The organism is Rothia sp. HMSC064F07 (assembly GCF_001837265.1).
Taxonomy (GTDB): domain Bacteria; phylum Actinomycetota; class Actinomycetes; order Actinomycetales; family Micrococcaceae; genus Rothia; species Rothia mucilaginosa.
In genome coordinates this window covers 129,015-141,430 of record NZ_KV831921.1, presented here as the reverse complement: position 1 = coordinate 141,430, position 12,416 = coordinate 129,015, and the positions used below count along the sequence as shown (strand labels likewise).

General features: G+C 56.3%; 8 protein-coding genes. All 8 read left to right on the top strand.

The genetic code is table 11. The annotated features are described in order from the left end of the window. Window positions 1-207: 207 nt before the first annotated feature. Window positions 208-1,068, top strand: a complete 861-nt coding sequence (locus HMPREF2712_RS01290; protein ID WP_070819061.1) for a hypothetical protein — start codon at window positions 208-210, stop codon at window positions 1,066-1,068. A gap of 189 nt (window positions 1,069-1,257) precedes the next feature. Beyond that, the gene (locus HMPREF2712_RS01285; RefSeq protein ID WP_246828647.1) at window positions 1,258-4,632 is read left to right on the top strand and encodes a fibrinogen-like YCDxxxxGGGW domain-containing protein; all 3,375 of its coding nucleotides are present in this window, start codon (window positions 1,258-1,260) and stop codon (window positions 4,630-4,632) included. A gap of 477 nt (window positions 4,633-5,109) precedes the next feature. Further along, complete coding sequence (locus HMPREF2712_RS01280) at window positions 5,110-5,898, top strand: CDP-alcohol phosphatidyltransferase family protein (RefSeq protein ID WP_070819059.1); 789 nt, start codon at window positions 5,110-5,112, stop codon at window positions 5,896-5,898. An 11-nt stretch (window positions 5,899-5,909) separates the two neighbouring features. After that, the gene (locus tag HMPREF2712_RS01275; RefSeq protein WP_005506972.1) at window positions 5,910-6,860 is read left to right on the top strand and encodes a glycosyltransferase family 2 protein; all 951 of its coding nucleotides are present in this window, start codon (window positions 5,910-5,912) and stop codon (window positions 6,858-6,860) included. Window positions 6,861-6,877: 17 nt separating this feature from the next. Next, the gene (locus tag HMPREF2712_RS01270; protein ID WP_070819058.1) at window positions 6,878-8,233 is read left to right on the top strand and encodes an O-antigen ligase family protein; all 1,356 of its coding nucleotides are present in this window, start codon (window positions 6,878-6,880) and stop codon (window positions 8,231-8,233) included. After that, a complete protein-coding gene (locus HMPREF2712_RS09115; protein WP_070819057.1) occupies window positions 8,230-10,182 on the top strand; it encodes a lipopolysaccharide biosynthesis protein in 1,953 nt (650 codons plus the stop codon). Before HMPREF2712_RS01270 ends, HMPREF2712_RS09115 begins: the two co-directional genes overlap by 4 nt. Window positions 10,183-10,248: 66 nt before the next feature. Then, window positions 10,249-11,481, top strand: coding sequence for a Wzz/FepE/Etk N-terminal domain-containing protein (locus tag HMPREF2712_RS09110; protein ID WP_049327956.1), 1,233 nt, complete (start codon window positions 10,249-10,251; stop codon window positions 11,479-11,481). Between the two features lie 201 nt (window positions 11,482-11,682). Continuing rightward, entirely contained in the window at window positions 11,683-12,165 is a 483-nt protein-coding gene (gene pssD / locus HMPREF2712_RS01255; RefSeq protein ID WP_049327955.1) for a PssD/Cps14F family polysaccharide biosynthesis glycosyltransferase, read from the top strand. The last annotated feature ends 251 nt before the right edge of the window (window positions 12,166-12,416 follow it).

Genomic DNA, 12,416 nt, shown 5'->3' with positions numbered 1-12,416 from the left:
TTTCATTCAGAGATACATATTTACCTTCTATTCGACCCGAAATAGAGCATTATTTAGGGCCTATTCTCATCATTTATAAAAACGTTATTTTTGCGAGTCCAAGTATTCTCCCAGCTTTGCGTGTTAGCCTTTAGGTGCTTTGTCATCGTGCAAGGTATTATCTTCCGGAAATAGTCAATCTCACTCCAACCACTAAAGAGGCTTCCTATGTCAGCATTCTTCAAGCAGCCCTCCCGGTCCCGCCTCCTGGGCACTTTGGGCACCGTTGCGGTATCCGCCCTGGTTCTGAGCGCTTGCGCCACCGAGAACCCGAGCTCCGATAGTTCTTCCTCCGCTTCTGCGTCAGCAAGCGTTTCCGCTTCTGCCCACGCTTCTTCCGCTCAGTCTTCGAGCGCTTCCCCTCAGGTTTCTGAGCAGGGCACCGCTTCTGCATCCGCTAATGCTTCGGGCGAGGCATCTCCCAAGGCAGATGCTGAGGCTACTTCTTCTGATGGTCAGAAGCTTGAAGAGATTTACACTGGCGCTGAGGAGATGAAGAAAGCTTCTTCCGTGCCCGTTGATGCTGAAGAGGTTAAGAAGACTACCGAACTGGTTAACTCTTTTGAAACCATTCTGACCAAGGTCAAGGCGGCTCCTTCCGCTGCTCCTTCTCCCGAGCGTACCGCTGACCCGAGCAGCGATGAAGAGGCTGAGCAGCAGAACGTTGAGCAGGCGCGTGCTGTTCTCGATGATGAGACGATTCGCTCCATCGAGGCGGTAGCTGTGGATTCCGCTGCCGCTGAGTTTGCCGTGCAGGCTTCCGAATACGCACTGGCTGGCTGGCACTACGAAGGTTCTTCCGCTGTGGTGGGCACTCCCCGTATGACTGAGACTCAGTACAAGGGTCAGCCCGCGCGCATGCTGGAAGTATGCATGGATTCTTCCTTGGTGAAGATCTATGACGAGAATAATCAGCCCGTTAAGGATGATAATTCTCCTAAGCGTTCACTCAATATTTACACCCTCGTTCAGGTCAATGGTCAGTGGAAGATTGCGACCCATGATTTCCCGAACAATCCTGATTGTTAGGGTCTAATTAAAGATGCCGGTTTCCAGCTATGATTCGCTGGAACCCGCGCATTATCATCCATAGCGCATTAATGTTGATGCGCACTCGATAACATTTCTTGGCATTCATTTGGAGATATTATGAAAGCCCACCTTGGCATGACGGGCTCCGGCTTTTCTCGTTCTGCTATAACTCGCTCAACTCTTTGCTTGAGCATTGCTACGGCTTTGGCTTTGCCCGTAGCTATCCCCGCTATTACGCCGAGTACCGCTGTCGAACAGACTGCGGAAAAAAGGGACTCTGCTTTCTACAATGGCACGACCTCCGAGCGTGCTGCCGCCAGCTGTTGGGAAGCCAAGCAGGCTAACCCCGAGGCAAAGAGCGGCGCCTACTGGCTATACACCCCCGCAATGAGCCAGCCGGCACAGTTCTACTGCGATCAGGAAACTGATGGCGGCGGCTGGCTCAAGATTGGTGAGGGTCGCGATGGCTGGACCGAAAACTACGAGGGTCAGGGCGATACGTCTCAGCTCTACAGCGATGCGGCACCCGCATCGTCCGGTTTGACGCTTGAGCAGGGTAAGGCTCTGAGCTCCCTGCCCGCAGCGAAGACCCCGATTCAGCTTTCGGGTACCACTATTTCTCAGCTACTTAATGGTGTTCGTCCCGATCAGCTGCCCGATGGTTACCGTTTCCGCCGCGCCCTGAACACTTCGGGCACCAAGTGGCAGGAGGCGACGGTGGATCGCCGCCAGACCTCCGAGTGGACCTGGGCTCTGCGTTCGAACGCTGTCTGGTCGAACGCGATCGTCACGAACCCTGACGAGTTCTCTTCCTACAATGAAAATGGCCGCAGGGACTGGCATAACGGCACGTGGGAAGACCATATGCTTGGCGGCCAGAACAACGGCTTCAAGACGATGCTCTTTGAGGAAAAGGCTTCGCAGGATTACCGTATGGGTTTCCGTTACGGTGCGAACGCCCCCATTTCACATGGCGGTTCTGAGCCGGAGATGACCGACGCGCAGAACTCTTACATTTACGGTAAGGACGGTAAGGGTGAAACCTCATTCGGTTACACCCAGATGTTCCTGCGCCCGAAGCTGACCCAGAACGATTTGCATCTGGGCGCTATCCCGGATTCCGGCACTCAGGCGAGCGCTCGTCGTGCCCTGCCCAGTAGCCGTTCGGCGGATTGGCGCTGGCGCACCAGTGCTAAGACCGCCTCCGGTAAAACCACCGAGATGAACACCTATGTTGAGGCCATCACCGAGGTCAATCACGGCAACGGCACCTCCAGCGTGTTTATTGGCGGCGACTTCGAGTACCTTGAGTCCTCTACCGGTGAGCATGTTGCGCAATCTAATATTGCTGCTTTTGACCCGGAAACCGGCGAGTTGCGCCGCGACTTCAAGCTGACTGTTAATGGTCAGGTGAAGGCTGTTGAGGCTCTGCCGAATAACCGTCTAGCGGTTGGTGGCGCCTTTACCCTGGTTAACGGTAAGGAGCATAAGAGCTTCGTCGTTGTTGACGCCACGACCGGTGAAGTTGCCCCAGAATGGGCCCAGGTTGAAGTCGAAGACCGTATTTTGACCGAGCCCATGATGGTGAAGACCATCCATCGTCAGGGTGACTACGTGTATATTGGTGGCACCTTTACCCACGTTCATGAAAGTAAAAATGCGGGTGAGGCGTATTCGCGCAATATTGCCCGTTTTAAGTTGGGCGAGCCTTCTAACGGCGTGCCCGGTATTGTGAGTATAGACCGTAACTGGCGCCAGGTGTTCAACGGTACTGTCAACGGTATTAGCGCCTCCGCTGATAACTCTCACGTTTACGTCGCCGGTTACTTCACTTGGCTCAACGGCGGTCTTGCCTACCGCGTGGCTGATATTACTCAGAACATGCAGAAGGGTAGCCCGTGGGTGTACCAGCACTCTGAGATTCCTACCGGCGCTAATGTCTCTGATCTGCGTAGCGAAACCAAGATTTGGGGTTTCCAGTTCGACGTTCAGGATGCCGGTACCGGCGTCTGGGTGGGCGGTACTGAGCACCTTATTTCTCGTTACGACAAGGCATCCCTGAGCCCCACCTACACTGCAATTACCCGTGATGGTGGAGATTTCCAGGATTTGCATCTGAACGGCAACACCATTTATGGTGCCTGCCACTGTGGTGACTTCCTCTACCAGGATTCGCGTAATAAGCCGTTCCCGGTGAGCGGTTCAAGCGTGATTCATTCGATCAAGCTGGTTGCTGCGTTCGATAAGGACAGCGGTAAGATGCTGCCGGAGTTCTCCCCCGCTATTAAGGGTGACCACGGCTTCGGTATCTGGGAGTCTTTCGTTGATTCTAAGGGCACTCTGTGGGTTGGTGGCGATATCCACCGTTCGCTGGGTGTTCACGGTACTCAGGAGACTGTCGGTTTTGCCCGTTTTGAGGCTCGCGATGTGACTCCTCCGGCTACCCCGCAGAACCTGCAGGTCGAGCTGAAGGACGATAAGGATGTTCTGACCTGGGATTCGGTTCAGGACGCCGGTAGCATCCGCTACCAGATTCTGCGTGATGACCGAGTCATCGCTAGCACTTCGGGTACTAAGTTCGAGATTGACCACACCGATAACGCACGCTACTTTGTACGTGCGGTGGACAGCTCAGATAACTACTCTGCATCCACTCCGGTCCAGGTAGCTCCGGTGCGACCGACTCCTACCCCCACGGAGACCGCGACCGAGACTCCTACCGCTGATCCGACCGCTACTGCTGACCCCAGTGCTTCGGCAAGCGCTACCCCGAGTGCAGAAGCAACTACTGAGGCGCCGAAGGCCCAGGATCCGGACCCGAAGACTGAGGAGCCCAAGCCCGAGGACCCGAAGCCTGCCGATCCCAAGCCCGAGGATCCGAAGGAAGAGGCCGCTAAGGACCAGATTGTTCTGCCCTACGCGTCCGAGTGGAAGTACATGGTCTCCAGTCAAGCTCCTAACCGTAAGTACGGTTGGAAGTACAACTTCCACTTCACCTTGGAAGATATCGCGCAGGAAGCATGGCAGACCGGCAAGACCCCGATTGGTGTCGGCACCGGTAACCTCAACACCTCCGTTCATGTTCCGCTTGTGCGTAACCGCCAAAATATCTACGCCTACACCACCATCCAGCTCACTCGTGAGCAGGCGAGCCGCGACCTGGTGCTGACCACCTACGCGGATGACGCTATTGCGGTGGGTGTCAACGGTGAAGAGGTTGGCCGTTCCAACTTCAACATCAGGGGCAAACTGTGGAATAGCGCGGTTGCATCGAGCTCGATTGATACCGCTAAGGCTCAGAAGACTCCGGTGACCTTCACCGTTCCGGCGTCCAAGCTGAAGGTTGGCGAGAACCTCATCGCAGTTGAGGTTCACCCGGGCATTAGTCGACGTAACGTTCGCCCGAATGTAAGCTTCGACCTGCAGGCAACTGCTAAGGCGCCGGTTGCTGAGCAGCCCATGGTCGATAACGCGAACAACGCGGCAGCCGACCGGGGCGAGCGACGCATCGTCAATAACGGAGTCGGAACCCGCGTTCCGATGCAGGCTCGAAGGAACTAATACCTTCTAGACAATCTCAGCCAAATGGGGTTTGATTTTCTGAATGATTCAGGAAATCAAACCCCATTTGCGTGTGCTACCCGTTTTTCTGTGTTTTTTGCATCATTTATTCCTGTTATTTGTGTTTCTGTTATGTGTATCTCAGCACAATGTTCAGATATGAATTCTAAAACCATAATTCACAGGATGAAGGCGTCGATACCCCCGGTTTGTTAGGCTCCTACCCTGCTCGCAGAAACCCGCCAATCTGCACTATAGAGCATTGTCAGCGGCTTTTTGCGACACAATTGTTGACCCTGACCACACGCCCCCTGTCGCACTTTATCTCGTTGTAAAATATCTATATAGTGGTGTATGTGAAAAAAGGGACCAACCACCTCTTTTTTCGCGTGCGGGACTTCCGGACTTTCTCGCAACCGCCCCGAAAGGGAGTAATTCACTCTCCTTCACTCCTCTCACCGATTAAAAGGAATGTGCATGTCCACCTCTGAGGCACCTCACACCCCAAACTCCGCGCCCGCATCGGGATTTTCTGCGAAGTTTTCTCACACCCTGCGCTCTCTTGAAGCAGCGCAGAAGCCTGGCATTGGCGTTCCCGCCTACACCCGCTGGGTCAACCGCCGAGTAGCACGCTACTTCGCTGCGGCAGCTGTCGCACTGGGCATCACCCCCAACGGCGTCACCGCTATTTCCGCCGCATGTTCCGCAGCAGGCCTCGTCGTTCTGATTACGTGCCCGCCCAGCGTTGGTGTAGGTATCTGCGTTGCACTACTCTTCGCCCTCGGTTACGGCCTGGACTCTGCTGACGGTCAGGTTGCTCGCGTGACCGGTGCGTCTTCCCCCGCCGGTGAGTGGCTCGACCACGTGGTCGACTCCATCCGTGTGCCCTCCGTGCACATGGCAACTCTGCTCTCCTTCCTGCTGTACCCGGCACACTATTCCTTCACCGGCTCTAGCGCTTTCAACGGCTGGATCATTGCGATGCCCATGATTTTCACCGCTCTGACCGCCGGTCACTTCATGAGCCAGATTCTGGCTGAACAGCTGCGCAACAACCGCAAGACCGCAGCACCGCCCACCGGTGGCCCCCTGCGCTCCTTCATCAACCTGCACATGGACGCTGGCACCCTCTGCTGGATTTACATTTTTGTTGGCATCGGCCCCGTATTCGTTATCGTCTACGCGCTGCTTCTGCTGGCTAATGCCGCAACCGTCCTGCTGTCCATGCGTCGCAAGTACGTTAGCCTCGCGACCCCCGCTGAGTAAGGAGAATCCCAATGATGCACTTCACCTCTCGCAACCCTGCTGTTTCCGCCGTTATCGCGACCAACGGCAAGCGCCCCGAGCTGCTGCGCGTGGCTGTCCGCTCCATCCTTGAGCAGAGCTACCGCGGTTTCGTTGAAGTTGTTGTCGTCTTTGACCGTGTTGAGCCCGACCGCCTCGAGGATATTGAGGTCGGCGAAAACCGTGCCCTGAAGATTGTCTCCAACACCCGTTCCGGCGGTCTGGCTGGCGGCCGCAACAGCGGCATCATCGCCTCCAGCGGTGAGATGATTGGCTTCTGCGATGACGACGACTACTGGATGCCTTCCAAGCTCACCCAGCAGGTCGCTCTCTGGCGCGAAAATCCCGAAGCAGCCGCTATCTCTTCGGGTATTACCGTCCGTTCCGGCGGTCAGGACATCGTGCGCCTGGCGCCCGAGCGCGCGACCTTCGCTGACTTCCTGCGTTCGCGCATTACCGAAATTCACCCCTCCGCCATGCTGTACTCCCGCGAGGATCTGCTCGGCGTTGACGGTCAGCCCGCCCGCATCGGTCTGGTCGATGAGGAGCTGCCCGCCGCCTACGGTGAAGACTACGACCTGCTGCTACGCGCAACCCGCCACGGCGATGTGCTGAGCGTGCCCGAGCCGCTGATTCTGGTGCTCTGGGACCGTCCTTCCTTCTTCTCTGGCAAGTGGCAGTCCATGGTTGACGGTCTGAGCTACATTCTGCGTAAGTTCCCCGAATTTGAGCAGGATCCCAAGGGCCTGGCACGTATTGCCGGTCAGATTGCGTACGCTCAGGCGTCTTTGGGCAACAACAAGGAGGCGCGCGCGTACGCTCGCTCCGCTCTGCGCCGTGACCCCAAGCAGCTTCGTGCTTGGGCAGCATACGTTGTATCCACCGGCATTATTAAGCCCGCTACGCTTCTTGATCTCGTCCAGAAGACCGGTCGAGGTCTCTAACCAGGTATCGCACAGACATGGTCTCCTCTTCCGTTCTTTCTCATCCGGGTGCTTCGCCTGTTGCGCTGAAGGATTCCGCAGGGTCGGCTAGTACGCCGCCCAGCGGTATTCTGCGTGCCCGCGCGCGCATCCGTCCGATGTCGACAGCGCAGAAGAAGCTCCCCGCATGGCCTCTGCTGGCGTTGCTGTACGGCTTCCCGGCGCTGTGGGCTCTGGGGCTGCTTCAGATTGCGCCGCTGGTACTGGCAGCGATCATGCTTTTTTACCTCACCATTCGAGGTAATGTGCGTGTGCCCGGTTCCCTGTGGGTGTGGGGCGCATTCTGCGTATGGGTTGTTGTTGCGGCACTTGCTCTGACCCGTTCCACCGACATGATTGGTTGGGGTCTGCGCTTTGTGAACATTCTCAGCGCCGGCATTTACGCCCTGTACTACTACAATGCGCGCTCCTCTATTAGCCTCAACAGGTTGTTGGGTGGTCTGGCGACTCTGTGGGTGACCCTCATTGTGCTGGGTTATGGCGGCGTTCTCTTCCCCGAGTTCCGTCTGCGTACCCCGATGAGCTTCATCATGCCTTCTGGTTTCATGCAGAACCCGCTGGTGCGTGACTATATGCTTCCTCCTCTGGCGGAGGTTCAGCGCCCGTGGGGTGCACCTGAGGCGTATATTCGCCCCTCCGCACCGTTCCCCTACGCGAATAGTTGGGGTCTGGCGTACACCCTGCTCACCCCGGTGATGCTGGCGTGCCTGTTGCGTCTGCGTTCCATCTGGTTGCGTATTGCGTTGCTAATCGGCATGGCACTTTCTACAGTGCCGGCGATTGCAACCAGTAACCGCGGTATGTTCATTGGTCTGGGTATTAGCGCAGCATATGTTTTGCTGCGTCAGTTCCTGGCAGCTAATTGGCGTGCTGTAGGTATGGGTGTTGCAGCGATTGCGGCTGTCATCGTGGCACTTTTCGCTTCGGGCACTGTGGACAATATTCTGGGCCGTCAGGATTACTCTGACTCGACCGGCGGTCGTGCGGCGCTCTACCGTGCTACCTGGAATGCGACCTTGGAGTCCCCGATTATCGGTTATGGCACCCCGCGCATGGAACCGAGCATTGGTGTGTCGATGGGTACCCAGGGTTACCTGTGGACTTTGATGTTCTGCTTCGGTTTCGTAGGTCTGGCACTATTCGCACTCTTCATGATGTGCACTGTGGCAAGCGGCGCACGAGTGAAGACCGCCTCCGGGTACTGGTTGCATAGTGTGCCGATGGCGTGCTGCGTTGTCTTTATTTTCTACAGCTTCGATATTGCTCAGCTGACGATTCTGATGCTCGCTTCGATGGCATGCATGCGTTCCATTCGGGATGGTGAGGGGCTATGACGAAGGATCAGTCCCCTCGTGGTTTAGATACCGCTTCGGTTTCGTCTTTTGATGATGCGTATTCGATGGGTGGTCATCCTAGCCGTCGTGCGCGTCTGCGTGAGAGCGGCGAGTATGTGGATCCGGTAGTGGAACAGTCTGATTCTCAGGCAGAGTCTTCTGCTGATGAGTTTGCTCCCACGGTGGATGACATCCGTTCCGGTCGTTTTCCTGCGACCACGGCGCTGTCGATTGTGCCTCCCGCTCAGGGCTTTGCTCCTGAGAAGTCGCTCTCCGATTCTTTGGAAGCGAGTTCTTCGGGTACTTCGACTGCTGGTTCTTCGGAGGCAAGCTCTGCCACTGTGGTGGGCGCTCATCTGCCCGGTTCTCGCAGGACGGCATCAGCTACTGTTGAGTCTGCCGATTCGAAGGCACAGACCGATAGTGCCTCAGCGAAGGATGCTCCAGCGAAGAAGGCTCCTACGAAGGGTAAGCAGCCCAGCCTCGCGAAGAGCGGTTCTCTCGCTTCTCTGTGCGTGATGTACGGTGCCGGTATCGCGTTCGTGACCACGATGGTGGTGTCGAATGGTATTGGTACTGAGGGTTCGGGCGAGTTTTTCCGTCTGATGGCGTTGTTCGCGATTGCGATTTCGTTGGTGACCTTCGGCGCGGATACGGGTCTAGTTCGTACGATGAGCGCTCAGCGTGCGCTGGGTCGTTACGGCGTGTTGCCGCAGCTGATTCGGTACGGTCTGATTCCTGCGCTGATGACTTCGATGCTTCTGGTGGCGGGTGTGTACATCTACACCGAGGTTGTGCCGATGGCTCCTGAATATCAGTCGGCTATGCGCGTCAGTTCGGCTTTCGTTCTGGTTGCGGCGCTGATGACGGTGTTCTTCGGCGCGCTGCGTGGTCTGCACCGAGTGGTGACCTTTACGGTCTTGCAGAATGTTCTGCTTCCTACTCTGCGTTTTGCGGCTGTGGGTTTGGTGGTTCTGTTCTCGGGCCAGCTCATGGATCTGGTGTATGCATGGACTGTTCCGGTGGCAATTACTGCGGTGGTTGCTTTGTGGCTTTTGGAGCGGGCGTTCCCCAACGAGGAGCATGTGGAGGTTCTTCCTTCTGAGGATTCTCCGACTGAGACGTTCCGTTCGTTCTGGGGTTTCAGCTCTGCACGCGGTGTCGCTACCGTTGTGGAGACGATCCTGGAGTGGATTGACGTGCTGGTGGTGACGACGTTCTTGGGTGCCGCTGCCGGTGGTATCTATGGTGCTGTGAACCGTTGTGTTCGTGTGGGCACCATGATTGAGCACACCGGTCGTGTGGTGACTGGCCCGTCGATTAGTGCGGCGTTGGCGACCCGTCAGCTGGACCGTGCTCGAGAGATTTTCTTGTCGACCACTCGTGTATTGACTGCTCTGTCGTGGCCGTTCTACCTCTCCCTGGCGTTCTTTGGTCCCGTGCTGTTGCATTTCTTCGGTAAGGGCTTTGAGGCTGGCGCCGGTATCCTCTGGGTGATTTGCCCGGCGGCGATGCTGTCGATGAGTGCCGGTGGCGTGCAGTCTGTTCTGCTGATGAGCGGTAAGAGCCGCTGGCAGCTGTTGAACAAGCTCTCCTCGCTGGTGGTGGCTGTGACTTTGAACTTCACGCTGGTTCCGGTTTGGGGCCTGTACGGTGCAGTGACGGCGTGGGCATCGGCTCTGCTGATTGATACCTTCCTGGCGAGCTACCAGGTATTCCGTTTGGTGGGTATTCGCGCTTCGGTCCGTGAGATGGCTCCTTCGCTCTTCTTGGGCGCGGCTGTTCCGACGGTGTGTGCTCTGGCGTCTTTGGCTTTCTTGGGTCAGAGCGTGCTGGGTGTCATCGTGTATGTGGTGCTGCTGGTACCGGTGTACGGTGCGGTGCTGTTCCGCTTCCGTAAGGCACTCGGTATTGAGCGTTTCCTTTCCGCCCGCCGAGCGAAGTCTTAGCCTTCCGCTTCTTCTACGTTTTTCTCCGATATTTAGTGTCCGTTTCTCTTCCTCAAGGATGTCCTCATGGATAACACCTCTCATACCTCCTCGGTTACCCTTGGCAGCCAGGTACGTCGCATTTTCCGACACCGTCTGCTGATTCTGCTGTCGGTTGTGGTTTTCGCTGTGGCGGGTGCCGTCTACGGCTACATGACCAATAGCAAGTACACTTCTAAGGCTTCGCTGGTTGTTTACCCGCTGGTGGTTGATCCCGCCGGTACCGGTAGCGCTAACTCCGCGAAGGTGGATATTGCGACCGAGTCTCGCGTTGCATCCTCTCGCGAGGTTGCACAGAACGCGGCAAAGTCTCTGATTGCTAATGGCGATACCCTCTCTGAGGCTCAGCTGACCAGCCGCCTCATGAACTCCGTCAAGGTGACCGGCACCTCCCAGACTGCTGTTCTGGATATTGAGGTGACCCGCCCCAACGGCACGGATGCGGCACGTTACGCTAACGCTATGGCGAACGCATACCTGCAGGTTCGTTCTGAGGCGCTGAAGAGCAGCGTTGATTCTGCTCTGCACCAGATTGATGAGCAGATTTCTGCTCTCGAGGGTGATAACAACCGTGCGGCTCTGCTCTCTCAGTTGCAGGAGCGTCGTGCTCAGATTCAGCTGACTTCCACCACCGGTGGCCGTGTGATGAGCGAGGCACAGGTTCCGTCTTCTTCCTCGGCTCTTGGCCCGGTGAAGATGGGTATTGTTGGTGCTGTTGCAGGTCTGCTGATTGGTGCTGTGCTGGCGTATGGTCGTGACCGCACCATGCGTCACGTTGGTTACGCTGATCGTCTGGAAGATGCCGGTATCCCCGTTCACGAGCTGGGTTCCACTTCTGAGGCGAATGACGCGTTCATGCTGCTGCGCACCATTGGTGCTCCCGACGGCGACGTGAAGAGCGCTGGCGCTTCCGGCATTGTGATTCTGCCCGGCACCGACCGCGGTGTTGAGCACCTGTACCAGATGCTGCAGCGTGTTCTGCCCACTGAGTACGCACGTTTCACCGATTACGCTTCGGTTCGTGACGCTCTGACCCGCCACACTCCCGAGTCGCTGGTTGAGAAGAGCGAGACTCCTCTGGTGATTAGCCTGAGCACCGCTACTCCCCTGTCGACCCAGCTGCGTTTCGTTCAAGCTGGCGGCGTGGCTCTGATTCCGGTGACTGCGGCTACTTCTCTGCAGCAGGTTCGTGAGCTCTTCGCTCAGCTGGATCAGCTTGAGGGCGTGAACGCTCTGGCTGTGTTCCTGGACCGCGAGTAATTGCGGGTAATCGGGTTTCTGTTGATGGATGCCTCGCTTCTGTGCGGGTTAGTCCTTCGTCCTTGAGCGTGGGGTGAGGTAACGCCTGTTGAGGCGGATCTGTTGCGGCAGGTCTGTTGATACAGGTGTTGCCGGACCCGGCAGCTCACCCTTATCTTCTCTTCTTATTTTTCTCTTGTATTGGGGCTTTAGGAGAACACTATGACTGAGGCAACTTCCTCTCAGGCACCGAAGAAGAAGCTTCTGCTGGTTTCTAGCAGTGGCGGACACTTGAAGCATCTGACGGCTACTTCTGCTGCGTGGCAGGATTATGACCGTGTGTGGGTTAGCTTTAAGCAGCCCGATGTTGAATCTTCTCTTGCTGATGAGAAGACCTATTGGGCGTATTACCCGACCACTCGAAATATTAAGAACGCTATTCGTAATTTGTTCTTGGCATTTCGTATTTTCCCGAAGGAACGCCCGGATGCGGTTGTTTCTGCGGGTGCGGGTGTTGCTGTTCCTTTCTTTGTTGCGGCTAAACTTTTTGGCGTAAAGACTCTTTATATTGAGTGTTTTGACCGCCCGACTCTGCCGACGATGACCGGCAAGATGCTGTACACCTTTGCTGATCGAATTATTGTTCAGAGTGAGGAGCAGCAGGAGAATTTCCCTGATTCTCGTGTGATTCATCCCATTTTCTAAGAGTGATGAATTTATCCTGGAAATGGCGTCCCCGCGTGTGCTGGGGGCGTTATTTTCAGGGTATAGTATTTATTAAACATACAGATACGCATAAGTCGTGCGCTCCACTGTGGACTCACCATCCAAGCGAACTAACCACTCGCCAGAGAAGCGTATGCGGAGATTACTCACCATTTTCTCCGGCACGACGCCGCCGCGTATACCCATGATGCCCTCCGGATTTTTGCGTCAGGTATACGGGGTTACTACCG

What these genes read in the sequence shown, in the direction of transcription:
- HMPREF2712_RS01290 (WP_070819061.1), top strand. Translation starts at nt 208, where the DNA reads ATGTCAGCATTCTTCAAGCAGCCCTCCCGGTCCCGCCTCCTGGGCACT.
- HMPREF2712_RS01280 (WP_070819059.1), top strand. Translation starts at nt 5,110, where the DNA reads ATGTCCACCTCTGAGGCACCTCACACCCCAAACTCCGCGCCCGCATCG.
- HMPREF2712_RS01275 (WP_005506972.1), top strand. Translation starts at nt 5,910, where the DNA reads ATGATGCACTTCACCTCTCGCAACCCTGCTGTTTCCGCCGTTATCGCG.
- HMPREF2712_RS01270 (WP_070819058.1), top strand. Translation starts at nt 6,878, where the DNA reads ATGGTCTCCTCTTCCGTTCTTTCTCATCCGGGTGCTTCGCCTGTTGCG.
- HMPREF2712_RS09115 (WP_070819057.1), top strand. Translation starts at nt 8,230, where the DNA reads ATGACGAAGGATCAGTCCCCTCGTGGTTTAGATACCGCTTCGGTTTCG.
- HMPREF2712_RS09110 (WP_049327956.1), top strand. Translation starts at nt 10,249, where the DNA reads ATGGATAACACCTCTCATACCTCCTCGGTTACCCTTGGCAGCCAGGTA.
- pssD (WP_049327955.1), top strand. Translation starts at nt 11,683, where the DNA reads ATGACTGAGGCAACTTCCTCTCAGGCACCGAAGAAGAAGCTTCTGCTG.